General features: G+C 62.2%; 22 protein-coding genes. 13 read left to right on the top strand and 9 right to left on the bottom strand.

Annotation, left to right across the window (positions count from 1 at the left end; translation table 11 throughout):
- Positions 1–146: 146 nt before the first annotated feature.
- On the top strand, positions 147–1,343 hold the full coding sequence (gene fabV, locus M5B96_RS19405) for an enoyl-ACP reductase FabV (protein ID WP_248798329.1): 1,197 nt from the start codon (positions 147–149) through the stop codon (positions 1,341–1,343).
- A 123-nt stretch (positions 1,344–1,466) separates the two neighbouring features.
- On the opposite strand, the gene M5B96_RS19400 is transcribed toward fabV, so the two are convergent.
- On the bottom strand, positions 1,467–2,291 hold the full coding sequence (locus tag M5B96_RS19400; protein ID WP_248798328.1) for an aspartyl/asparaginyl beta-hydroxylase domain-containing protein: 825 nt from the start codon (positions 2,289–2,291) through the stop codon (positions 1,467–1,469).
- 195 nt (positions 2,292–2,486) lie between these two features.
- Between M5B96_RS19400 and M5B96_RS19395 the strand changes: the two genes are divergently transcribed.
- From M5B96_RS19395 to M5B96_RS19385, 3 genes are all read left to right on the top strand, one after another.
- A complete protein-coding gene (locus M5B96_RS19395) occupies positions 2,487–3,143 on the top strand; it encodes a ribonuclease T2 (RefSeq protein ID WP_248798327.1) in 657 nt (218 codons plus the stop codon).
- A gap of 128 nt (positions 3,144–3,271) precedes the next feature.
- Positions 3,272–3,970, top strand: coding sequence for an AzlC family ABC transporter permease (locus M5B96_RS19390; RefSeq protein ID WP_248798326.1), 699 nt, complete (start codon positions 3,272–3,274; stop codon positions 3,968–3,970).
- Positions 3,970–4,284 (top strand): AzlD domain-containing protein, encoded by a 315-nt coding sequence (locus M5B96_RS19385; protein ID WP_248798369.1) that lies wholly within the window; start codon positions 3,970–3,972, stop codon positions 4,282–4,284. The genes M5B96_RS19390 and M5B96_RS19385 overlap by 1 nt, the downstream gene beginning before the upstream one ends.
- Positions 4,285–4,309: 25 nt before the next feature.
- Here M5B96_RS19385 and M5B96_RS19380 read toward each other — a convergent pair whose 3' ends face one another.
- Together M5B96_RS19380 and M5B96_RS19375 are read right to left on the bottom strand one after the other, a co-directional pair.
- Positions 4,310–4,792: a nuclear transport factor 2 family protein gene (locus tag M5B96_RS19380; RefSeq protein WP_248798325.1), complete on the bottom strand. Its 483-nt coding sequence runs from the start codon at positions 4,790–4,792 to the stop codon at positions 4,310–4,312.
- Positions 4,793–5,370: 578 nt separating this feature from the next.
- Positions 5,371–6,459, bottom strand: a complete 1,089-nt coding sequence (locus tag M5B96_RS19375; RefSeq protein ID WP_248798324.1) for a GlxA family transcriptional regulator — start codon at positions 6,457–6,459, stop codon at positions 5,371–5,373.
- A gap of 99 nt (positions 6,460–6,558) precedes the next feature.
- On the opposite strand from M5B96_RS19375, the gene M5B96_RS19370 reads away from it, so the two are divergent.
- The 7 genes from M5B96_RS19370 (at position 6,559) to M5B96_RS19340 (ending at position 12,655) form a co-directional block, all read left to right on the top strand.
- On the top strand, positions 6,559–7,428 hold the full coding sequence (locus tag M5B96_RS19370; protein WP_248798323.1) for an ABC transporter substrate-binding protein: 870 nt from the start codon (positions 6,559–6,561) through the stop codon (positions 7,426–7,428).
- 66 nt (positions 7,429–7,494) lie between these two features.
- Positions 7,495–8,283 carry an amino acid ABC transporter ATP-binding protein gene (locus tag M5B96_RS19365; protein WP_248798322.1) on the top strand — a complete coding sequence of 263 codons (789 nt, stop codon included), beginning with the start codon at positions 7,495–7,497 and terminating at the stop codon, positions 8,281–8,283.
- Entirely contained in the window at positions 8,284–8,940 is a 657-nt protein-coding gene (locus tag M5B96_RS19360; RefSeq protein ID WP_248798321.1) for an amino acid ABC transporter permease, read from the top strand.
- The gene (locus M5B96_RS19355) at positions 8,937–9,620 is read left to right on the top strand and encodes an amino acid ABC transporter permease (RefSeq protein ID WP_248798320.1); all 684 of its coding nucleotides are present in this window, start codon (positions 8,937–8,939) and stop codon (positions 9,618–9,620) included. Before M5B96_RS19360 ends, M5B96_RS19355 begins: the two co-directional genes overlap by 4 nt.
- A gap of 4 nt (positions 9,621–9,624) precedes the next feature.
- Positions 9,625–11,049, top strand: a complete 1,425-nt coding sequence (locus M5B96_RS19350) for an amidase (RefSeq protein ID WP_248798319.1) — start codon at positions 9,625–9,627, stop codon at positions 11,047–11,049.
- Entirely contained in the window at positions 11,049–12,278 is a 1,230-nt protein-coding gene (locus tag M5B96_RS19345) for a D-amino acid dehydrogenase (RefSeq protein WP_248798318.1), read from the top strand. Before M5B96_RS19350 ends, M5B96_RS19345 begins: the two co-directional genes overlap by 1 nt.
- A gap of 23 nt (positions 12,279–12,301) precedes the next feature.
- Positions 12,302–12,655: a RidA family protein gene (locus tag M5B96_RS19340; RefSeq protein ID WP_248798317.1), complete on the top strand. Its 354-nt coding sequence runs from the start codon at positions 12,302–12,304 to the stop codon at positions 12,653–12,655.
- A gap of 106 nt (positions 12,656–12,761) precedes the next feature.
- Here the strand turns inward: M5B96_RS19340 and M5B96_RS19335 are convergent, their stop codons facing one another.
- From M5B96_RS19335 to M5B96_RS19325, 3 genes are read right to left on the bottom strand one after another with little or no spacing between them, the layout of a single operon-like run.
- Positions 12,762–14,045, bottom strand: a complete 1,284-nt coding sequence (locus M5B96_RS19335; RefSeq protein ID WP_412548624.1) for an NAD(P)/FAD-dependent oxidoreductase — start codon at positions 14,043–14,045, stop codon at positions 12,762–12,764.
- Positions 14,046–14,059: 14 nt separating this feature from the next.
- Positions 14,060–15,148, bottom strand: coding sequence for a polyamine ABC transporter substrate-binding protein (locus M5B96_RS19330; protein WP_248798315.1), 1,089 nt, complete (start codon positions 15,146–15,148; stop codon positions 14,060–14,062).
- Between the two features lie 46 nt (positions 15,149–15,194).
- Positions 15,195–16,553, bottom strand: a complete 1,359-nt coding sequence (locus tag M5B96_RS19325; protein WP_248798314.1) for a glutamine synthetase family protein — start codon at positions 16,551–16,553, stop codon at positions 15,195–15,197.
- Between the two features lie 174 nt (positions 16,554–16,727).
- Here M5B96_RS19325 and M5B96_RS19320 point away from each other — a divergent pair, with 174 nt between their 5' ends.
- Positions 16,728–17,639 carry a helix-turn-helix domain-containing protein gene (locus M5B96_RS19320; protein WP_248798313.1) on the top strand — a complete coding sequence of 304 codons (912 nt, stop codon included), beginning with the start codon at positions 16,728–16,730 and terminating at the stop codon, positions 17,637–17,639.
- Positions 17,640–17,648: 9 nt separating this feature from the next.
- On the opposite strand, the gene M5B96_RS19315 is transcribed toward M5B96_RS19320, so the two are convergent.
- Positions 17,649–18,047: a hypothetical protein gene (locus M5B96_RS19315; protein WP_248798312.1), complete on the bottom strand. Its 399-nt coding sequence runs from the start codon at positions 18,045–18,047 to the stop codon at positions 17,649–17,651.
- Positions 18,048–18,090: 43 nt separating this feature from the next.
- Positions 18,091–19,266 carry a class C beta-lactamase gene (gene ampC / locus M5B96_RS19310; protein WP_248798311.1) on the bottom strand — a complete coding sequence of 392 codons (1,176 nt, stop codon included), beginning with the start codon at positions 19,264–19,266 and terminating at the stop codon, positions 18,091–18,093.
- Positions 19,267–19,514: 248 nt separating this feature from the next.
- Here ampC and M5B96_RS19305 point away from each other — a divergent pair, with 248 nt between their 5' ends.
- Positions 19,515–20,396 carry a LysR family transcriptional regulator gene (locus M5B96_RS19305; protein ID WP_248798310.1) on the top strand — a complete coding sequence of 294 codons (882 nt, stop codon included), beginning with the start codon at positions 19,515–19,517 and terminating at the stop codon, positions 20,394–20,396.
- Between the two features lie 172 nt (positions 20,397–20,568).
- On the opposite strand, the gene M5B96_RS19300 is transcribed toward M5B96_RS19305, so the two are convergent.
- The gene (locus M5B96_RS19300) at positions 20,569–21,378 is read right to left on the bottom strand and encodes a glycosyltransferase (RefSeq protein WP_248798309.1); all 810 of its coding nucleotides are present in this window, start codon (positions 21,376–21,378) and stop codon (positions 20,569–20,571) included.
- Positions 21,379–21,519 lie beyond the last annotated feature (141 nt).

Raw genomic sequence — 21,519 nt, 5'->3', positions numbered from 1 at the left:
CGATACATGGCAAGGGAATTTGCTTTCCCCGCGCGGGCCTGTGTTGTAAAAGCAGTGACGCATCGGCTTTTTGAACGTCTATGACTAGAATCCGCGACGCTGCTTACCGCCAGTGTCGATATCGGCCTATGAAAAAAGGGAACCTTATGATCATCAAACCACGCGTTCGTGGCTTTATCTGTGTGACTACCCATCCAGTGGGTTGCGAAGCCAACGTCAAGCAACAGATTGACTACGTCACCCAGCAAGGCCCGGTCAGTGACGGACCGAAGAACGTCCTGGTGCTCGGTGCATCCACCGGTTACGGCCTGGCGGCACGCATCACCGCGGCCTTCGGTTGCGGTGCCAATACCCTGGGCGTGTTCTTCGAGCGCGAAGGCGACGAAGGCAAGCTCGGCACTGCGGGCTGGTACAACAGCGCCGCGTTCCACAAGTTTGCCGAAGCCAAAGGCCTGTACGCCAAGAGCATCAATGGCGATGCATTCTCCGATGAAGTCAAGCGCCTGACCATCGAGACCATCAAGCGCGACATGGGCAAGATCGACCTGGTGGTCTACAGCCTGGCGGCGCCGCGTCGTACCGATCCGAAAACCGGTGAAGTCTACAGTTCGACGCTCAAGCCGATCGGCAAGTCGGTCACCCAGCGTGGCCTGAACACCGACAAGGAAGAGGTCAACGTCACCACGCTGGCCGAGGCGACCCAGGAAGAAATTGACGGTACAGTCAAGGTCATGGGTGGCGAAGACTGGCAGCTGTGGATCGATGCGCTGGACGAAGCCGGCGTGTTGGCTGACGGTGCGAAAACCACCGCGTTCACCTACCTGGGCGAAAAGCTGACCCACGACATCTACTGGAACGGCTCCATTGGCGCGGCCAAGAAGGACCTGGACCAGAAGGTCCTGAAGATTCGCCAGCGCCTGGCGGCCAAGGGCGGCGACGCGCGGGTTTCGGTGTTGAAAGCCGTGGTGACCCAGGCCAGCTCGGCGATCCCGATCATGCCGCTGTACCTGTCGTTGCTGTTCAAGGTGATGAAGGAGCAGGGCTCCCACGAAGGTTGCATCGAGCAGGTCTACGGCCTGTACAAGGACAGCCTGTACTCGCCGACGCCGATCCTCGACGAAGACGGTCGCCTGCGTGCCGACTACAAGGAGCTGCAGCCGGAAGTCCAGGCGCAGGTGGCGAAGCTGTGGGATGCGGTCACCACCGAAAACCTCAACGAACTGACGGATTTTGCCGGCTACAAGGCCGAGTTCCTGCGTCTGTTCGGTTTCGGGGTCGAAGGTGTGGACTACGATGCTGACGTCAGCCCGGACGTGGCGATTGTCAATCTGATCCAGGCCTGAATCGGCGCCCGCGTCCTGCGGGGTTGAGGCGGGCGCTTGAGGAGCTGGTCAATCCAGCTCCTCAAGGCGATTACCGGGTCTGGCCGCGCAGCTTCGAAGGCGCGGCGCAACCTCCAGCCGTTGTTACTTGATGACCTTCCAGTTTTTGTAGAAACCCTGGCGCAGGGTGAACGCCGCGCTGGCGAACGCCGCGATCGCGCCGCTGATAATGCGCGGAGCGTAGGATGGGCGGACGATATCGATGAACAGGCAGTAACGCTTGGCGTCGTTCTTGTTGAAGGACGCATGCAGCAGTGTGTCATCGAAAATGAACAGCGGGTCGTCATGCCAGTAGTGTTTCTGATTCCGGCACTGGATATAGACGCCGTCATGGTGTGGCGCCGGAGCCATGTTGTAGAGCACGCGGAACATCATGCGCAGTGGGCCGAAGTGGAAGGAGGTCGAGCGGTTTTCATTGAATACCGACACACCCACGGTCTTGACGTAGGGGAATTTCTGCTGGAGTTCCGCAATGTCCAGTTCGGTATCGATCTTGCGCCCGTACCATTGGAAGAACAGCATGCCGCGCTTGTTTTCCGCCATCCGCGAATCGAGATACTGGATAATCTCGTCCTTGTGGCTCATTGCCTTGTCGATGACCTGCTGCAGGTCGCGCTGGCAGTCTTCCGGCAGGTCCTGCATCTTGTAGATGCCGCGATTGGGCTTGCTGATCAGGTCGAACAGGGTGTTGAAGGGTGACAGCACCCAAGTGTTGCGCCCGTTGCCGATAAAATATTTCTTCGCCAGCTCGGCGGTGTAGATGCCGTTGCGCAGGAAGTCATAGATACCGCAAACGACAACCAGGAGCAGGAAGCCGAGGATGGTTTTCGGAAAGCAGTAGATCAGCAAGAGTACGGCCAGGGTCCAAAGGGCGGAAACGACTTTCTTGCGGATGTTGCGAATACTCATGAAACACTGCTCCCTAGAGCGACTGCGGCATCTGTGGCGTGCGCCGGGACGGCGCGGTAAAGCCTGGAAAAAAGTGCTGAATGTTACTGTTTTGTAGTGGCATTTAACAGTTTTTGTTAAAAGCGGATCTTGATCTGAAGCTATGGTCATGATGTTTTGAGCGCCATGATGGCGCCCTATGGGATAGGAAAACCAATGAAATTATCTTCTGTAATCGCCTTGTTCATCGTCCTGACGGTGGGCCATGCCGGTCTCGGCGAAGCCCGGCAGTCGAGGCAGCAGACCGAATCGGTGGCGGGGGTCTTCGATTATTACCTGCTGACCTTGTCCTGGTCGCCGACCTTCTGTCTGACCCATGCCAACGATCAGCAGTGCAGTGGCAAGGGTTATGGCTTTGTGCTCCATGGCTTGTGGCCGCAGTATGCCAAGGGCGGCTGGCCGCAATCCTGCCCGCCACTGACACCCCTGACGCAGCAGGAGCGGCAGAAGGGCCTCACGCTGTTTCCCTCGGGCAAACTGCTGGCGCATGAGTGGGACAAGCACGGCACCTGCAGTGGCCTGGGCGCTTTGGGCTACCTGAATGCGGCCGACAAGGCGCTGGGAGCGGTGGTGGTCCCGCAGGCCCTGCAACCCTCGACGACGCCGCGCGAATACTCCGCCGAGCAGATTGTCCAACTGTTCCGCCAGAGCAACCCGGGGCTGCCCGAGGGCGGTGTGACGGTGCGCTGCAGCGGACCGGAACTGGCCGAGGTGCGTGTCTGCCTGACCAAGGACCTGGGCTTCGGCGAGTGCGGCAAGGGCGTCAGGAATCAATGCCGGCAAGGGCCGGTGCGCGTGCCGCCGATTCGCTGATCGGGCCGGGCTACCTGGGCGGCGCTTGAATCGAGGCGCTGCTCAAGTGTCGTGTTGTGCACAAATGTTCAAGACAGGCGCGCGACGGGCTGGCAAAGTCAGCGTCTTTTTCCTTGTGCCCGAGTCTTATGTCCGATCATCTGTTACCTCGCGCCGCTTTCCTGCGCGGCGCCGTGGCCATCCTGCCGTTGTCCCTGGCGACCGCGCCCTGGGGATTGCTGGCCGGCTCCATGGCCATCGAGGCCAACCTGACGCCGCTGCAGGGCCAGGGCTTGTCCGGCATCGTGTTTGCCGGGGCCGCGCAACTGGTGGCGATCGGCATGCTCAAGGGGGGCGCGGGGATTTTCTCGATCCTGCTCACCACCGCGCTGCTGACCTCGCAACACCTGTTGTACGGCATGAGCATGCGCTCGGTGATTTCCCCGTTGTCCGGCCGCTGGCGGGTCGGCTTGGGCTTCCTGCTGACCGACGAATTGTTTGCCTTGACCAGCCAGCACGACAAGCAACGATTCAACCGCTGGTACGCGCTGGGGGTGGGGCTGACGTTCTATATCGCCTGGAACCTGTTCACCCTGGCGGGGATCGTGCTGGGCCGCAGCATTCCCGGCCTTGAACACCTGGGGCTGGATTTCTCCATCGCGGCGACCTTTATCGCCTTGATCACCCCGGTGGTGCGCAATGTGCCGACCGTGGTCTGCGTGGCGGTGTCGTTGTTCTGTTCGGTGCTGTTCAGCTACTGGCAGTTGGGTTCGGCGCTGGTGCTGTCGGGGCTGGCGGGAATGACGGCGGGATTTCTCTGCAACAAGCTGTATCGGGGGCGCGAATGATGGTCTGGGCGGTGATTTTCGGGATGGGCCTGTTGGTGTTCCTCAACCGTTATGTGTTTCTCGAACCGCGCTTGCCGGTGCGCCTGAGCAGCAATGCCCGGCAGTTCCTCGGCTTTGCCGTGCCGGGCATGCTCACGGCGATCTGCGGGCCGATCGTGTTCATGCCCGATCACCAGTTGAACCTGCAATACGACAATCCGTACCTGCTCAGTTCGCTGGTGGCCATCGGCCTGGTGCTCTACACCCGCAACACCTTGCTCAGCATGTTGCTGAGCATGGCGTTCTTTTTCCTGCTGCGCTGGTGGTTGGGGTGATCTTCGGCTGAGCTGCTGGTGCGGCTTATTTGAAGTTGGTATCGGCCACCGGCATGATTGTCGCGACACGCCAGCCGTCGGCGTTGCGCAGCAGGGTCTGGCTGATCAGGAAGGTGTTTTTCTGCGGCGTTTCACCGGCGTGGCTGCGGGTGAAAGTCACGGGCACCAGGATCTGCGCCACCGTGTCATTGAGCTGCGTAGTGCGGAATTTGCTCATGTCCGGGTCCAGTTGCCAGACGCCCTGATAGTAGTCTTTCAAGCGTTCGACCACCGCATCCGGTCCCCAACTGGCGCCGCCCCGGGCGTACCAGAGCATCTGCGGCGAATCCCAGAGCATCGAGCGGATCTGCTTGAGGTCGTGGGCGTTCTGCGCCTTGACGAAATCGCTGAAGAACCCGCGCACCTCGTCTTCGTTCGAGGCGGCGAAGGCGCTGCTGGTGGAGAGGGTGATCAGTGCACCCAGCAGCAGGGAACAGGTGGCGATGCGGGTGGTGGGAAACAGCTTCATGGTTGCTCCTGGCAGGCGTTCTGCGACTCAAAGGACAATGCGTGTTCATCTGTGAGCCAGCCTAATCGTCCGAGGACCATGAAAAGTGCCGTTTAACCCTCGTTTCGGGACGTCCAGGCGGGTGGGTCACTCAAAGGTGAACGCGGTTTTGTGGCGAGCGGGCTTGCCCGCGCTCGGCTGCGAAGCAGTCGTTAAATCGGATATCTCGCTCTTTCTGAAACACCGCGTTCGCCGGTTTTAGGGCCGCTTCGCGCCCCAACGCGGGCAAGCCCGCTCGCCACAAGTCCATGTTCATCTTCAGGTTTGAGGTAAGCCCAGCTTGCATTTCGACTCAAGAAATGGCTTCGCGCTGTTGCGTCGGCCCGGTCTTGACTCGGGCATTGCGCCGCATGGCCCGTGGCGGTTCGCCGAACGCCCGGACAAAGGCGCGGCGCATCCGCTCGCTGTCACCGAAACCGGGAAAGGTGATGAGACCGATACGCAGGATACTGACTCCGAAGCACCCTGGACCTGCGGGAAGAATAGATTACCTCAATCATGAAATCTGCAGAGTGAGTCCAGACCGAGTTGTTTCCCCTTCACGGCCCCGCGTGCTTCAACAACTCCTTGCGCAACTTGCCCGGTGACAGGCCGAACAGGCTCTGGAAATGCCGGATGAAATGCGGCGCGTCGGCAAAGCCGCATTCAAAGGCTATTTCGCCGATCTGCCGATCCGAGCTGACCAGCAGCCAGCGCCCGAAGCGTAGCCGCACCTGGCGGTAGAACTGCGCCGGGCTGGTATCGGTTTCCGCCATGAACAGCCGTTCCAACTGGCGTTTGCTGGTGCCGACCCAATGGGCGATGGCTTCGATTTCCAGCGGTTCGGCCATGTGTTTTTCCATCAGCATCACCGCCTCGTGCAGGCGCCGGTTGGACGAGCTGGCATAACCCAGGGCCTTGCGCCGCTCGAGAAAGCTGCCGGTGCCGCTCTTGGCCACGGTCATCTGGTGCACCACCTTGCCGGCGCGGTCCGGCCCGCAGTGCATGCCAATCAGATGCACCGCCAGCTCGATCACCGAGACACCGCCGGCGCAGGTAATACGGTCCTTGTCGATCAGGAAGTCGTTGTGGGTGATAAACCGCAGCGTCGGGAACAGGCGTTTCCAGTCATCGGCATGGTAGGCATGCACACAGGCGGTGTGACCTTCCATCAGGCCGTGGCGGGCCAGCACGAAGCTGCCGGTGCACAGGCCGATCAAGGGCACACCGGCCGCCGCGGCCTGGTGCAGGAACGCCGGGTAGCTTTTCGGCACATCGGCCAGCGAGTCCAGCAGGCCGCCGATCACCACTATGTAGTCGAAGCGTTGCGGGTCGCCCATCTCGCTGTCGATGGGCACATCCAGCCCACCGCTGGAGGCGACGCGTTGCCCCGGCGTGCCCAGCACTTTCCATTCGCAGCGGATCGGCCGGCTCTGGTCGCCGGTGTCGGCGGCATGGCGCAGCGCGTCGGTCAGCCCGGACAACGACAGCAGCGGAAAACGCGGCCAGAGCACGATGCCCACCGACAGTTCCGCCGTTCCGCGACGCTTGCGCGGGGCGGGGGCCGGTTGCTGGTCAAGGCGCGCCACCAGGCTCGGCTCGCCGGCCTCGTTCGCGGTTTCATGCAGATGTCGCAAATATTCAATCATTCGTGCAAAGCATCCAACTGATTCAGGTGCCCTCGGCCCTAGGATGAAGGCCTGCCCAACATCCTGTCGTTCAATAAGAAAACCAACGAGGTGCACACGATGAACAAGCCTGACATACAACGTTTTACCGGCCTTTGTGCCGGATTGATACTGTCCCTGCTGGCCGCGGGCCCGGCGTTCGCGCTGGACACCGTGGAGCCGGGCAGCCTGACCATCGCCTTCAGCGGTGACATGCCGGGGACCGGTTATCAAGATAGCAAGATGGTCGGCTACGACGGTGAAATCCTTCAACAAATTTCCGAGAAGCTCGGGATGAAGGTCAAGCCGGCGCTGATGGAGTGGTCGGGGACCATTGCCTCGGTGCAGGCCCGCCGCGTCGACGTCATGGCCGGGACCATGGGCTGGACCGAGCAGCGCTCGAAAATCATGGCCCTGAGCGATCCGATCCACTATTTCAAGAACGGCATCACCCAGACCGACAAGACCGACTGGAAGACCCTCAAGGACCTGCAGGGCAAGAAGGTCGGGACCATCACCGGGTTCTCCTTCATTCCCGAGATGCGCAAGATCCCGGGGCTGCAAGTGACGCTCTACGACACCTCGGACGCCGCCGTGCGTGACCTGCTCGCCGGGCGTATCGATGCGGTGATCGGTGATCCACCGGTCATGCAGTACGCCATTTCCCGCAATGCCCAGTGGCACCTGCACTTCAACGCCTTCACCGACAACGATCCGGATTTCCCCCTGCTGACCGGGCTGGGGCAGGTGGTGTTCGGTTTCAACAAGGACAATCCGCAGCTGCTGGCGGCGGTCAATGCGCAGATCGAGGCGCTCTGGAAAACCTGCGAGATGCGCAAGATCGGCGCTCGCTACGGCCTGACCCAGGATGTCTGGTTCATGCCCCAGGGCAAGGACCTGCGCCTGAGCGTCGACCGTCCGGCGGATTGGAAACTGCCTGGCTGCCAATAATAAAGCGTAGTGCGCAGGGGCAGCTGGTCGACCCTGCGCCAGACCGAGAAAAAGCGGGTGAGCAAGATGTCCAACCTGGTAGAACCTGCGCTGTTGCGCGTGTGTGATCTGTACAAGAGTTATGGCGACCTGGAAGTGCTCAAGGGCATCAGCCTGGAGCTCAAGGCCGGGGAAACCCTGTCGTTGATCGGCCCCAGCGGTTCCGGCAAGTCGACCTGCCTGCGCTGCATCAATTACCTGGAGAAGCCCAGCCGGGGTGAAATCTGGCTCGGCGATGAACTGATCGGGCAAGCCCGCGAGGGTTCGCGCCTGCGTTTGCTCAGCGACCGGGAAATGGCCCCGCAACGGCTGGAGATCGCCATGGTCTTCCAGCTGTTCTACCTGTGGCCGCACTTGAACGTCCGCGACAACGTCGCGCTGGGTTCGATCAAGGCCCGTGGCATGCCGCGCAAGCAGGCTTATGAGCTGGCCGAAGCGATGCTGGAGAAGGTCCACCTGCGGCACAAGGCCGATGCCTATCCCGAGCAGTTGTCCGGCGGGCAACAGCAGCGGGTGGCGATTGCCCGGGCCCTGGCGCAGCAACCCAAGGTGATCCTGTTCGATGAGCCGACCTCGGCCCTCGACCCCGAACTGGTGGGCGAAGTGCTGGCGGTGATCCGTGAGCTGGCCGAAGAGGGCCGGACCATGATCATGGTTACCCACGAAGTCCGCTTTGCCCGCGACGTGGCCGATCGGGTGATTTTCATGGACGGCGGCCATATCGTCGAGCAGGGGCCTTCCGCCCAGGTGATCGACACGCCCAGCCATGAGCGCACCCGCAGCTTCCTCGGGCGCATGGCCATGGAGCAGGCTTGAATGAGCAACCTCCAGACCTTTTTCGGCTTGTTGCCCCTGCTGTTGAGCGGTGCCCTGACGGCACTGGAAATCGCCCTGTGCACCCTGGTGCTGGCCAGTATCGGCGGCCTGGCACTGGCGGTGTGGCTGACCTTCAGCCGTTCGCGGCTGGTGCAGGCGGGCATTGCCTGTTTTATCGAATGGATGCGCAACGTGCCGGCCCTGGCGCATTTGTTCCTGATCTACTTCGGCCTGTCGTACCTGGGGATCAACCTGCCCGCGTGGTTGGCGGCCATCGTCGGCTTGAGCCTGGTGGGCAGTGCCGTGCTCTGCGACATCTTTCGCGCCGGCCTGCAGTCGCTGCATGTCGGGCAATACGAGGCCGGCCTGGCCGTCGGGCTGACCCGTGCGCAGATACTGGCCAACATCCTCTTGCCGCAGTCGTTGCGCCGTTCGTTGCCGGCGTTCGCCAACTACGTCACGCAGCTGATCAAGGACACCTCCATTGCCTCGGCCATCGCCGTGCCGGAAATCATGTTCCTGGCGCGCAACCTGGTGACCTCGACCTTCCAGACCTCGCTGATCTACTTCGCGGTGATGTGCATCTACGCCGCGATGATCCTGCCCATCGGCCTGGGTTTTATCCGCCTTGAACGACATTGGGGGAGCGCACGATGATCAGTTTCTTTGCGCAATACCCCGAGTACTGGAGCGACTGGACCGCGCGCCTGCTGCAAGGCGGCGTGGTCACTGCAAAGCTGTCGCTGGGTGGTTTCGCCCTGGCGGCACTGCTCGGCAGCCTGCTGACCTGGGCCCTGCGCAGCCCGTTTGCCTGGTTGCGGCGCTCGGCGCTGTATTTCATCCAGGGCATGCGTGCGCTGCCTTTATTGGCCTTGCTGCTGGCGCTGTATTTCTCCCTGCCGAGCCTGGGCCTGACCTTGTCCGGTTTCGAGGCCGGCATCCTCGGGTTGGGCTTGCAGGGCAGTGCCTATATCGCCGAAATCCTGCGCGGCGGCCTGGATGCCTTGCACCGGGGCCAGCGTGAGTCGGCGATTGCCGTCGGCCTGACACCGTTCCAGGCATTCACTGCGGTGATCCTGCCCCAGGCGATCCGCGGGATGTTGCCGCCGTTGCTCAACGCCTATGTGTCGATCCTCAAGGACAGCTCGCTGTGCGCCCTGATCGCCACCGATGAGCTGATGCTGGCTGCCCGGGCGATTGCCTCGGAGAGCTTTCTGCCGATGCACATCTTCCTGTTGGTCGGCCTGTTCTATTTCGTGATCGCGTTCCCGCTTTCCTTGCTGTCACGGGTGCTTGAGAAGCGCTTTTCCCGCGGCCGCAAAAGCCTGAGAGGTTGACTGGATGAATTCCCTGGACCACAGCACTTTCCACAGTATCGGCCAGTTGCAGCAGGCGCTGCGCAGTGGTCGCCTGACCAGCGAGGCGCTGGTACGCGGCCAACTGGCGCGTATCGAGCGTTTCAACGGCCAGCTCAATGCCTATGTCGAGGCCTATACCCGACGTGCGCTGGGCGCGGCCATCGCGGCCGACCAGCAGCGGACCGCCGGAGTCGACCTCGGGCCGTTACATGGCATTCCAATGGCCATCAAGGACCTGTTTGAAATCGCCGGGCAGGCCATCACCGGCGGCTCGCTGGCGCAGCCTCCGCGCATCTCGCGCCTCACGGCAACCGCCGTGCAGCGCCTGGAGCGAGCCGGCGCAATTATCCTGGGCAAGACCCACACGGTGGAGTTCGCCTTCGGTGGCTGGGGCACCAATGCGGTGATGGGCACGCCCTGGAATCCCTGGGACCGCGAAGTCCATCGGGCGCCGGGCGGTTCCAGCAGCGGTTCGGCGGTGGCGGTGGCCAGCGGCCTGGCCAGTGCCGCCCTGGGCACCGATACCGGTGGCTCGGTGCGGATTCCCGCCGGCATGTGCGGCCTGGTGGGCTTGAAGACCACCCGTGGGCTGATCAGTCGTCACGGTTTGATCGAACTCTGTCCGTCGCTGGACTCGGTCGGGCCGATCACCCATACCGTCGAGGATGCGGCCTGGATGCTCGATGCCTTGCTCGGCCCCGATCCGCTGGACCCGGTCTCGGCGCAGGCGCCAGTGTTCAGTGCCGCGACTGGACTCAACCAACCGGTGGCCGGGCTCAGAATCTGGGTCTTGCCCCAGGCCGAACGCGCCGCCATTGCGAGCGATATCCTGGCGGCCTACGATCAAGGGCTGGAGCAACTGGCCGCGTTGGGCATGCAACTGGTGGAGCAACCACTGCCGCGCTCGCTGGAGTTGTGCATGCGGGTGGCCGGCGGGCTGATGAGTGCCGAAGGTTATGCCAGCCTGGGGGCCCTGTTTGAACAGCGCGACCTGCGTTTCGATCCTCACGTCCAGCGCCGGGTATTGAGCGGCAAGGCCATCGATTCGGCGGCCTATATCGACCTGCACAACCAACGCCGCGCCGCGCGCAAGGCCATGCAGGAGGCGATGCTGAATGTCGATGCCTGTGTGTTCCCGACCAATGCCGTCGGCAGCGTGCCCGTGGAGCAAGTTGATGAGTACGGCACGCCGCTGGCCCTGCTGGGGCGTTTCGCCAATCTGCTCAACCTGTGTTCGGTGGCGTTGCCGGTGGGTTTTGACGGTCAGGGCATGCCGGTGTCGATGCAGATTGTCGGTCGGGCCTTCGCCGAGCCGCTGATCCTGCGCATCGGCCATGCCTATCAACAGCGGACCGACTGGCACCGGTTGAGCCCGAGCGGCTGGGCCCTGGACAAGGAGGCGGTGTAATGGAGATTTGCGTGGTGGGCGCCGGTATCGTCGGCCTGAGCAGTGCCTGGTTCCTGCACCGGGCCGGGCATCGCGTCACGGTGGTCGACCAGGCGTCGGGCCCCGGCATGGGCGCGGTGGGCGGCAACGGTGCGCAGTTGAGCTACAGCTATGTGCAACCTCTGGCCGATCCGTCGCTGTTGCCGGGAATCCCGAAACTGTTGCTGGATCGTAACGGGCCGTTGCGCTTCACTCCGCAATGGAGCCCGGAGCAATGGCGCTGGTGCATGGAGTTCCTGGCGGCCTGTCGGACTTCGGTGTCACGCCAGACCACGGTGGAGTTGCTGGCGTTGGCAACCGAGAGCCGCCAGGCCCTCGATGGGTTCATGCACGAGCAGCCGCTGGACTGCGATTTCACCCGCACCGGCAAGCTGGTGCTGTACCCGGATGCCGAAGGGCTGGACAAGGCCCAGCGCCAGGTGCGCTTGCAGGCCGGCCTGGGCTCGCGACAACAAGTGCTCGGTGCCAGTGAGGCGGTGGCGATAGAGCCGGCGCTGGCCGGCTATCAGTCGGCGTTTCATGGTGCGATTCACACCGACAGCGAATGCGCGGTGGACGGTCTCAAGCTCTGTCGAGAAATGGCCCGGATCCTGGCCGGGGAGGGCGTGCAGCTGTTGTTCGAGCGTAAGGTCGAGGGGTTCCAGCGCCGTGGTGAACGGATCACTGCGCTGAACCTGAAGCATGTCCGCGACGGGGCCGAAGTGCTGCACAGCGAGGCGGTGGTCCTGGCCGCGGGTGCCCACAGCACCGGCTTGCTGGCGCAACTGGGTAGCCGTTTGCCGGTCTATCCGCTCAAGGGCTACAGCATTACCTTGCCGATTACCGGGCACACCCGGGCGCCGACGGTGAGCATCACCGATATGCGCCGCAAGACCGTGTTCGCCCGCATCGGCGACCGCCTGCGGGTGGCCGGGATGGTGGAGTTGTGCGGGATGGACGCGTCGATTCCGGCGGCGCGGATCGAGCAACTGCAAGCCTCGACCGAGGCGCTGTTCGGCGGCGGCTGGAACACCGCCGATTGTCAGCCCTGGAGCGGTTGGCGGCCGGCGACGCCCACCGGCAGGCCTGTGCTTGAACGCCTCGCAGGCAGTAACCTGTACCTCAACACCGGGCATGGCGCGCTGGGCATGACCCTGGCCTTTGGCAGTGCGCAGCGCCTGGTGCGGTTGGTCGAGCACGCGGCCGGCTGATATTTATCCAAGGAGAAAGACCGATGACGATTCAACGTTTCCAGAGCAATGCGCGGATGTCCGGCGTGGTCAGTCATGCTGATGTGCTGTACCTCGCCGGCCAGGTGCCGGGCGATCTGCAAGGCGATATCGAGTCCCAGACCCTTCAGGTGCTGGAGAAGATCGACGGGCTGCTGGCCCTGGCCGGTAGTGACAAGACCCGGCTGTTGAGCGCGCAGATCTGGCTCAAGCATATCGACCGCGACTTCGCGGCGATGAACGCGGTCTGGGATGCCTGGTTGCCGGAGGGCGGCGCCCCGGCCCGGGCCACGGTCGAAGCCAACCTGGCGCGGCCCGAAGTGTTGGTGGAAATCATGGTCATCGCGGCCAAGGCCTGAGTCATCAGGCGCAACGCGCGCCCCTGTAGGAGCCGGCAAGCCGGCTCCTACAGGGGGTGGATGTTCCAGCACAAAGTCAGCGGCATGGCCAAAACCTGGCGTCGGCTTAACCCAGCGCTTCGCGCAACCGATGCCACAACATCCCCAGCGCCAGCAGCGGCGAGCGCAGGGCCTTGCCTCCCGGGAAGGTCATGTGCGGCACCGCGCTGAAGATATCCATGCCCTTGCTCTGTCCGGCATGGATCGCCTCGGCCAACAACCGCGCGGTCCAGTGGGTCACGTTGACACCATGCCCCGAATAACCCTGGGCATAGAACACATTCGGATGCGCTTGCAGGCGCCCGACCTGGGGGAAACGGTTGGCGGTGATGCCGATCATGCCGCCCCATTGATAGTCGATACGCACGTCGGCCAGCTGCGGCAGCACCTTGAGCATCTTCGGCCGCATATAGGCGCCGATATCCGCCGGATCACGCCCGGAATAGTGACAGGCACCGCCGAACAACAGGCGTTTGTCGGCAGAAAGACGGTAGTAATCCAAGCCGACTTTCTGGTCGCACAGCGACAGGTTCTGCGGAATCAACTCGGCGGCCATCTCGGGTGCCAGCGGTTCGGTAGCGATGATGTAGCTGCCGGCGGGCAGCACCTTGCCGCTCAGGCGTGGTTCCAGATCTTCCAGGTGTGCATTGCAGGCCAGCACCAGGCTGTTGGCGCGCACGCTGCCGCTGGCACAACGCACCTCCACGGTACTGCCATGGATCAGCTCCAGCACCGGACTCTGCTCGAAGATCCGTACCCCCAGCGCCTGCGCCGCCCGGGCTTCACCGAGCACCAGGTTGAGCGGGTGCAAATGCCCCGAGCCCCTGTCGATCAGGCCGCCGGCATACGCCGTGCTGGCCACCACCTGGGCCATCTCCCCGGGCGCGACAATCCGCGTTTCATGGGCATAACCCAATTCCGCCAGATGCTCCTGCTCGGCGCGGAACGCGGCGAACTGTGCCGGGGTGTTGGCCAGTTCGCAGAAGCCCCAGCGCAGGTCGCAGTCGATGGCGTGCTCGCGGATGCGCTCGGCCACCACCTCGACCGACTCGATACCGGCCCGCTCCAGATAACGCACGCCTTCGCTGCCGACATACTTGGCGAAGCCGCTGACATCATGGCCGATGCCCCGAATCAACTGTCCGCCATTGCGCCCGCTGGCGCCCCAGCCGATCCGCCGGCCTTCCAGCAGCACCACCGAGAGCCCGCGCTGCGCCAGCTCGATGGCGGTGTTGATGCCGGTAAAACCGCCGCCGATCACACACACATCAGCACTCACCTGGGATTCGAGCCGGGGATGATCCGGCATCGAACCGGCGGTCGCCGCGTAATAGGAGCGAGCATGTTCCATTGGGCGGGCTCGACTCATTTGTTGGACTTCACTTTGCTCCAGGAGCGGGTCATCAGGCGCATGATCTCAGGTGTCGGTGTGGTGGAGATGTAGAGCTTATCGAGGACTTCCTGGGACGGATAGACCTCGGGGTTGTGCACCAGCGCCTCGTCCATGTACTGCTTGGCCGCCGGGTTGGGGTTGGCATAGCCGACGGTGGCGCTGACCTTGGCAATCACTTGCGGGTCCAGCAGGTAGTTGATGAAGGCATGGGCCTCTTTCACATTGGTTGCATCCGCGGGGATCGCCAGCAGGTCGAACCACAGGTTGCTGCCTTCCTTGGGAATCGAGTAGGCGATGTTCACCCCGTTCTTCGCTTCCTTGGCCCGGTTCGCGGCCTGGAACACATCGCCCGAGTAACCGAAGGCAATGCAGATATCGCCGTTGGCCAGGTCCGAGATGTATTTGGAAGAGTGGAAGTAGGTGATATAGGGGCGCAGGGTCAGCAGCTTGGCTTCAGCCTTCTTGTAGTCGTCGGGTTTCGAACTGCGCGGGTCCATGCCCATGTAGTTGAGCATCGCCGGGAACACTTCGTCGGCCGAGTCCATGAACGAAACGCCGCACTGGGTGAGCTTCTTCAGGTTCTCCGGCTCGAACAGCACCGCCCAGGAGTCGATATGGTCGATGCCCAGCACCTGCTTGACCTTGTCGACGTTGTAGCCGATGCCGTTGGTGCCCCACAGGTAGGGTACCGAGTGTTCATTGCCCGGGTCGTTTTTCTCCAGCAGCTTGAGCAGCTTGGGATCGAGGTTCTTCCAGTTCGGTAGCTGCGAACGATCCAGTTTCAGGAAGGCCCCGGCTTTCACCTGGCGGCCGAGAAAATGGTTGGAAGGCACCACCACGTCGTAGCCGGTGCGGCCGGCCAGCAACTTGCCTTCCAGGGTTTCGTTGGAGTCGAAGACGTCGTAGATCACCTTGATACCAGTCTTGCCCTGGAAGTCGGCGAGGGTGGTATCACCGATATAGTCGGTCCAGTTGTAGACGCTGACGGTCGGTTCGGCTTGTGCGGTGGCACTGAACAGCAAGGCCAGTGCTAGCGGAACGACGGATTTCAATAGACGCATTCGACACCTCTTGGGGTTGTTTTTCGGTCTGGGCAAAGGGTTGGAATCAGACGCTCAGCAGCAGGAACTCGCGCTCCCAGGAACTGATCACGCGTTTGAAGTTTTCGTGTTCGGCGCGCTTGACCGCCACGTAGCCACGGACGAACTGGGTGCCCAGGTAGCGCTCGATGGTCGGGCAGTCCTCCATGTGCGCCAGCGCGTCCTCGATGGTGATCGGCAGGCGCAGGTTGCGGCGCTCATAGGCACGGCCCTCGACCTTGGCGCTCGGTTCGATCTGTTCGACCATGCCCAGGTAACCGCACAACAGGCTCGCGGCAATCGCCAGGTAAGGGTTGGCATCGGCACCGGGCAGGCGGTTTTCCACGCGCATGGCCTCGGGGCTGGAGGTCGGCACCCGCAGGCCCACGGTACGGTTTTCCTCGCCCCACTCGACATTGACCGGGGCCGAGGTGTCCGGCAGGAAGCGGCGGAACGAGTTGACGTTGGGCGCGAACATCGGCAGCACCTTGGGGATGTACTTCTGCAGACCGCCGATGTGGTGCAGGAACAGCTGGCTCATCTGCCCATCCGCATCGACGAAGATCGGCTTGCCGGTGGCGCTGTCGACCACGCTCTGGTGCAGGTGCATGGCGCTGCCGGGCTCGTCGGCGATCGGCTTGGCCATGAAGGTCGCGGTGACGTTGTGCTTGAGCGCGGCTTCGCGCAGGGTGCGCTTGAATACGGTGATCTGGTCGGCGAGGTCGAGGGCATCGCCGTGGCGGAAGTTGATTTCCATCTGCGCCGGGCCGTCTTCATGGATCAGCGTATCGAGGTCCAGGCCCTGGGCTTCGCACCAGTCGTAGACGTCCTCGAACAGCGGGTCGAATTCGTTGGCGGCGTCGATGGAGAATGATTGCCGACCGCTCTCCGCACGGCCCGAACGCCCCAGCGGGGCCTTGAGCGGCAGGTCCGGGTCCTCGCAGCGCTGGGTCAGGTAGAACTCCATTTCCGGCGCGACGATGGGTTGCCAGCCTTTGTCGGCGTAGAGCTTGAGGACTTTCTTCAGGACATTGCGCGGCGACAGCTCGATCGGGTTGCCCTGCTTGTCGAAGGTGTCGTGGATCACGATGGCAGTCGGCTCGATGGCCCAGGGGATCACGTAGATCGCCGACGAGTCCGGTCGGCAGATCATGTCGATGTCGGCGGGGTCGAGCAGGTCGTAATAGACATCGTCGTCGACGAAGTCCCCAGTTACCGTTTGCAAAAGCACACTTTCCGGCAGGCGCATGCCTCGCTCATGCAGGAACTTGTTGGTGGGTGCGATCTTGCCGCGGGCGATACCGGTCAGGTCACTGACCACGCACTCTACTTCGGTAATCTTGTGTTCTTTCAGCCACGAAGACAGCTGATCGAAAGGGGCATTCATAAAGACCTCGTTATTGGTTTTTTTCTGCGCCGGGTGCCGTGTCCACATCCGGGTCGAGCGGCGAGAGACTTCCCCTGCGGCGCATTGGCGACTATCTTGGGTGAGCGATGGGGGTCCCATCTATCCACTTTATGACGCCTCAAGACGCACCAAATGAGTGCGAGCGGTCAGCCGATGACAGAGTCAAACGCCTTGCGGGTCCAAGCGTTCAACACCGCCGACGTGGCCGAGCAGATACGCGCCACACCTGGTTGGGTACAGCATTACCAGCAGATGTCGCCGGGGCATTTCGCCGGGCAGATTCGTTACCTGGATCTGCAAGGGGTGCAGATCTACGAGGAATGCATGAACACCCGGGTCGAGCAGAACTTCAGCGCGCCGTCGGGGGCGCTGGCCTTCTGTTTCGATCGCAGTGACAACGCCTTGTATGTGCTCAACGGCGAGAGCCGCAATATCTGGATCACCCCCGAGAACTACCAGGAAGTGGCGGTGGTGTTCGGTGCGGAATTCGTCCAGCAGCATGGCCTGGACGTGGCGCGGCTGGAGGGGCTGTTCATGGCGCCGCTCAACTCGCAACAGAACGGCTTGTTCAGTCGCTGGTTGAGCGGGACCCTGACCCGCCTGGCGCAGACCTTTGATCCGCCGAGTCGGGAAAACCTCACCCAGCAACTGCTGGACGACTGTCTGTACATTCTCGACAACGCCTGTGTCTGCCTGGACCCGGGCTCGTTGCAGCGTCGCGCCGAGGAGCGTTCGATCATGCAACGCATCGGCGAGTGGGCGGCTGACTCCCCTGAGCAGACCCTCAACCTGCTGGAGCTTGCGCAGTTCGCCGGGGTTTCATTGCGCCAGTTGCAACATACTTTCAAGGCTTACACCGGCATGACGCCGAGCCATTGGCTGCGCCTGCGTCGGCTCAATAGCGCGCGCCATGAACTGCTCGGGCGCAACGCCCAGGACAAGACGGTGGCCGAGGTGGCGATGAATTGGTCGTTCTGGCACCTGGGGCGGTTTTCCAACAGCTATCGGGCGCTGTTCGGCGAGCTGCCCAGCGAGACGCTCAAGCGCGGCCAGCGGCTGCGCTGAGACTGCGTCTCAGGCGTCGCGCAACAGGTCGTTGGCGTTGAGCAGGGCGTAGGCGATCTGCGGGTTTTTCTCCAGCCCACGGCGGATTGCCGCTGGAATCGACTGACGGGTCTTGCGGCACAGGCCGGGGTGTTCGGCGATCTGGATGTCAATGCCGCGCATGGTCCGTACTTCATTGAAGCCCGGGGCGACGGATACCCGCAGGCCCAGCTGTTCGTACATCCGCTGTTGCAGGTGTTCGAGGTCGGTCAGGCTTTTGAGGTTTTCCAGGCGATCGAGCAGAACCTTTTCCTGCTGGCGGGTCAGCGCCAGGATGCGCAGGTCGGCGCCCGGTATCTGCAGCAGTTGTTCCCGCTCGCAAATGCAGGCGCCGGGTGGACAGGGCTGGCGGATCGGTAGGGCGGTCATGGACTCCGATCATAGCCAACCCGGCCGGCCTTTGCCTATCCGCTTACTTGATGGCCTCCAGCGCGTTCAGGATCTGGTAGGCGGCCTTGACCCTGACCGGATTGGGATAGTTTTTGTTGGCCAGCATCACGATACCGATTTTCTTCGCCGGCACGTAGACGACGTAGGCGCCGAAGCCACGGGTCGCGCCGGTCTTGTTGAACAGCGCATTCTTTTGCGGTGGTTGCGCGGGGTTGAACGGCGTCGTGATCTTGTGGGCCTCGTACGCCATTTCCGAGGAGTTGCCCGTCAGCAACTGTTCAAGTTTGACCGGGTAGGGGTAGAACTCCCAGCCCAGTCCCTGGGTAGTCCCGTCGACCTGGTAGTAGCCGCTCTGCGTCAGGTCGATGGCTTTGTGCAGCGGCGCTTCGAGGGTTTCCGGCTGGAGGTTGGCTTCGACAAAACGCAGCAGGTCGGTCGAGGTGGTCTTGATGCCGTAGGCTTCGGCATCCAGTGCCCCGGGGCCGACCCTGACGGATTTGTCATCCTGGGTGTAACCCTCGGCGTAATGGCTCATCTGTGCCGGCGGCACATGGATATAGGTGTTCTTCATGCCCAGCGCCGGCAGCAGGGTTTTCTCCATCAGCACATCGAAGGGCGCGCCCAGGCTTTTCGCTGCCACATAACCGAAGAGTCCCAGGCTCGGGTTCGAATACTGCCGATGGCTGCCCGCCGGATAAATCGGTTTCCATTGCTTGAAGTAGTCGAGCATTTTGTCCTGGGCGTCGAATGCGTCCGGGAACTGCAGCGGCAGGCCACCCGCGGAGTAGGTGCCGAGTTGCAGCACCGTGATGTTGTCGAAGGCGCTGCCTTTCAGTTCCGGCAGGTAGTGGCTGACGCGCTCCGACGGGGCCAGTTTGCCCTGGGCCTGGGCATAGCCGGCGAGGGTGGCGGCGAAAGTCTTGCTGACCGAGCCGATCTCGAACAGGGTGTCATCGGTCACCGCCTGCCGGTTGCTCTTCGAGGCCATTCCGTAGTTGAAGTGATACGGCTTTCCGTTCACCAGGATGGCCACCGCCATGCCGGGAATATTCTGCTCCTGCATGATCGGGCCGATGGCGGCGTCGACGATGGACTGGATGTTGTCCTCGGTCGGGGCCGCGGCGAAGCTGTTGCTTGCGCCGATCAGCAAGAGGGAGGTCACCAGGACTTCCAGTTTGGCAAGGTTCTTCTTGAACATGGTTCAAAGGCTCCCATTATGTTTCATTATGTTAACCGCTCGCCCTGGAGCGATGCTTTGCGTTGAAAATACGCCGGTCTGGTCCCCCATAGTGCCAATGGATAGGGAGGCAGCCCCAGGATTTACGCGGTTCTGCGTGAATTCCAGCTGTCCATGCAAGCGTCTGGACGCCGAATGTAGTCAGCGCGGGGGAAATCGACAAACAATCAAATTTCGGATTAGCTGTTAGAAAAATTAGGGGCTTGATCATGGTGCGACCTCACTTGCCGCTGAATGCGCTGCGCGCTTTCGAGGCGTCCGCGCGGCACTTGAGTTTCACCCGCGCGGCGATCGAACTGTGCGTGACCCAGGCGGCGGTGAGCCATCAGGTCAAGGGCCTTGAGCGTCAGTTGAAGGTGACGCTGTTCAAGCGCATTGCCCGCGGGCTGATGCTGACGGCCGAAGGTGAAAGCCTGTTACCGGTGTTGAACGAGTCCTTTGACCGGATTGCCCTGACCCTGGGACGGTTCGAGGGCGGGCATTATCGGGAGGTGCTCACGGTGGGCGCCGTGGGGACTTTTGCATTGGGTTGGCTGTTACCGCGCCTGGCCGATTTCCGTAGCCAACACCCGTTTATCGACTTGCGTCTGTCGACCCACAACAACCGTGTCGACGTGGCGGCCGAGGGCCTTGATTTCGCTATCCGCTTTGGTGCGGGGGCCTGGCATGGCGTGGAGGCGATGCATTTGCTGGAAACGCCACTCTCGGTGTTGTGCAGTGCACCGATTGCGCGGCAACTGAAAGGCCCGGCGGATGTGCTGAAACAGACGCTGCTGCGTTCTTATCGCACCGACGAGTGGCCTCGATGGTTTCAGGCGGCCGGCTTGCCGGATGAGGGGCGGGTGCCCGAGAGCATCGTCTTCGATTCCTCGCTGGCGATGATGGAAGCAGCGCTTCAGGGGGTGGGAGTCGCGTTGGTGCCGGTGCTGATGTTCTCCCGGCAATTGGAGGCGGAGCTTGTTCGACAACCGTTCGATATCGCGATTACCACGGGCAGCTATTGGCTGACACGTTTGCAGTCGCGTCCTGAAACCGCGGCGATGGCGGCATTCAGGAGTTGGTTGGGCGAGGCCGTGGGCGTTCAGGCATGAAACAGGGCGATGGCGAAGGACACGACAACGGCGCAGGCAATGGCAAAATTGAGATTCATGGGCTTCGTCCGGGACAGTTGGGGGCGGGCTTATCCTGGACGGATCGCGGGAAAATAAAAAATTCTGTTTTGCGATTTGAATGATCAATCGAAATGATGATTCAAACGCCGGGTTATAGGTACGGCGAAGCTGGCAGGGCCGCCACGGGCTCGCGGCTCAGGCGGTAGTACATTTTGAGCCGGCGGTGGTTGCTGGCGAAGCCGCCGGTGGCCGCCACCGTCCCGCTCTGGATATGGTCCAGATAGCGAAACAGCCGGCGCGGGGCAATACACTCGACCCGGTAACCCAGTTCGCTCATACGGTCTTGCAGCTCATAGCCGGGATTGCCGCCGTTCATATGGAAGTGCAACCCGTGCTGCTTGATCAGGCGTGTATTCCACAGCGTGCAAAAGCTCTTCAGGTGTTTTTCCCGGAACGGACTCGGCGCCCTGGCATTCAGACCCAGGGCGCGCAGGCCGCGCCGGGTGTAGTGCTTGGTAAAGCGTGAGATCAGGCGCCAGGCCGAGCGCACGACGCCGCGGTGCAATTGCTCCAGGCAACCGACGGCGACGACGTCCGCCGCGGCCGAGCACTGCCGGATCATCAGGCCGAACACCTCCGGGTCATGGATAAAGGTGTCGGTGTGCAGCAGAAACAGATATTCGGTTTCGACTGCTGCCAGGGCCAGGTCCAGGGCCCGGCCATGCGCGGCGCTGCCGACTTCAGGGGCGAGGCTTTTGCGTTCGATCAGGTTGATCCAGTCCAGGCTGCGCAAGTAGTCGATACTTGCATCGTTCGAATCGTTATCTACCACGAATACCGGGGCATCGGTTCCGCGCAAGGCGGCTTGCAGCAATTCCAGGCAGGTCCGGGTCAGCTCATGGGTCTTGTAGTTGACCAGTGCGATGCTGTAGTTCACTTGCTGGGGAAGGGCGCGCGCCATGGTGGAAGCCTCGTTCATGGGCTGATGTGAGTGCCTGGATGTTCAGGCGTGGGCGCATTCTGTAAGGGGCCAGGTTTCAGGCGTTTCTCCGTTGGGTAACTTTTTTGACATCTGCTGCTACTCTCGCCTGCCCGGTCAGGT

This window comes from Pseudomonas sp. MWU13-2105 (genome assembly GCF_023242315.1).
In the GTDB taxonomy this organism is placed as follows: Bacteria; Pseudomonadota; Gammaproteobacteria; order Pseudomonadales; family Pseudomonadaceae; genus Aquipseudomonas.
This window is presented reverse-complemented; position numbering and strand designations above follow the sequence as displayed.

Coding starts and splice junctions, on each gene's coding strand:
- fabV (WP_248798329.1), top strand. CDS start 147: ATGATCATCAAACCACGCGTTCGTGGCTTTATCTGTGTGACTACCCAT.
- M5B96_RS19400 (WP_248798328.1), bottom strand. CDS start 2,291: ATGAGTATTCGCAACATCCGCAAGAAAGTCGTTTCCGCCCTTTGGACC.
- M5B96_RS19395 (WP_248798327.1), top strand. CDS start 2,487: ATGAAATTATCTTCTGTAATCGCCTTGTTCATCGTCCTGACGGTGGGC.
- M5B96_RS19390 (WP_248798326.1), top strand. CDS start 3,272: ATGTCCGATCATCTGTTACCTCGCGCCGCTTTCCTGCGCGGCGCCGTG.
- M5B96_RS19385 (WP_248798369.1), top strand. CDS start 3,970: ATGGTCTGGGCGGTGATTTTCGGGATGGGCCTGTTGGTGTTCCTCAAC.
- M5B96_RS19380 (WP_248798325.1), bottom strand. CDS start 4,792: ATGAAGCTGTTTCCCACCACCCGCATCGCCACCTGTTCCCTGCTGCTG.
- M5B96_RS19375 (WP_248798324.1), bottom strand. CDS start 6,459: ATGATTGAATATTTGCGACATCTGCATGAAACCGCGAACGAGGCCGGC.
- M5B96_RS19370 (WP_248798323.1), top strand. CDS start 6,559: ATGAACAAGCCTGACATACAACGTTTTACCGGCCTTTGTGCCGGATTG.
- M5B96_RS19365 (WP_248798322.1), top strand. CDS start 7,495: ATGTCCAACCTGGTAGAACCTGCGCTGTTGCGCGTGTGTGATCTGTAC.
- M5B96_RS19360 (WP_248798321.1), top strand. CDS start 8,284: ATGAGCAACCTCCAGACCTTTTTCGGCTTGTTGCCCCTGCTGTTGAGC.
- M5B96_RS19355 (WP_248798320.1), top strand. CDS start 8,937: ATGATCAGTTTCTTTGCGCAATACCCCGAGTACTGGAGCGACTGGACC.
- M5B96_RS19350 (WP_248798319.1), top strand. CDS start 9,625: ATGAATTCCCTGGACCACAGCACTTTCCACAGTATCGGCCAGTTGCAG.
- M5B96_RS19345 (WP_248798318.1), top strand. CDS start 11,049: ATGGAGATTTGCGTGGTGGGCGCCGGTATCGTCGGCCTGAGCAGTGCC.
- M5B96_RS19340 (WP_248798317.1), top strand. CDS start 12,302: ATGACGATTCAACGTTTCCAGAGCAATGCGCGGATGTCCGGCGTGGTC.
- M5B96_RS19335 (WP_412548624.1), bottom strand. CDS start 14,045: ATGGAACATGCTCGCTCCTATTACGCGGCGACCGCCGGTTCGATGCCG.
- M5B96_RS19330 (WP_248798315.1), bottom strand. CDS start 15,148: ATGCGTCTATTGAAATCCGTCGTTCCGCTAGCACTGGCCTTGCTGTTC.
- M5B96_RS19325 (WP_248798314.1), bottom strand. CDS start 16,553: ATGAATGCCCCTTTCGATCAGCTGTCTTCGTGGCTGAAAGAACACAAG.
- M5B96_RS19320 (WP_248798313.1), top strand. CDS start 16,728: ATGACAGAGTCAAACGCCTTGCGGGTCCAAGCGTTCAACACCGCCGAC.
- M5B96_RS19315 (WP_248798312.1), bottom strand. CDS start 18,047: ATGACCGCCCTACCGATCCGCCAGCCCTGTCCACCCGGCGCCTGCATT.
- ampC (WP_248798311.1), bottom strand. CDS start 19,266: ATGTTCAAGAAGAACCTTGCCAAACTGGAAGTCCTGGTGACCTCCCTC.
- M5B96_RS19305 (WP_248798310.1), top strand. CDS start 19,515: ATGGTGCGACCTCACTTGCCGCTGAATGCGCTGCGCGCTTTCGAGGCG.
- M5B96_RS19300 (WP_248798309.1), bottom strand. CDS start 21,378: ATGGCGCGCGCCCTTCCCCAGCAAGTGAACTACAGCATCGCACTGGTC.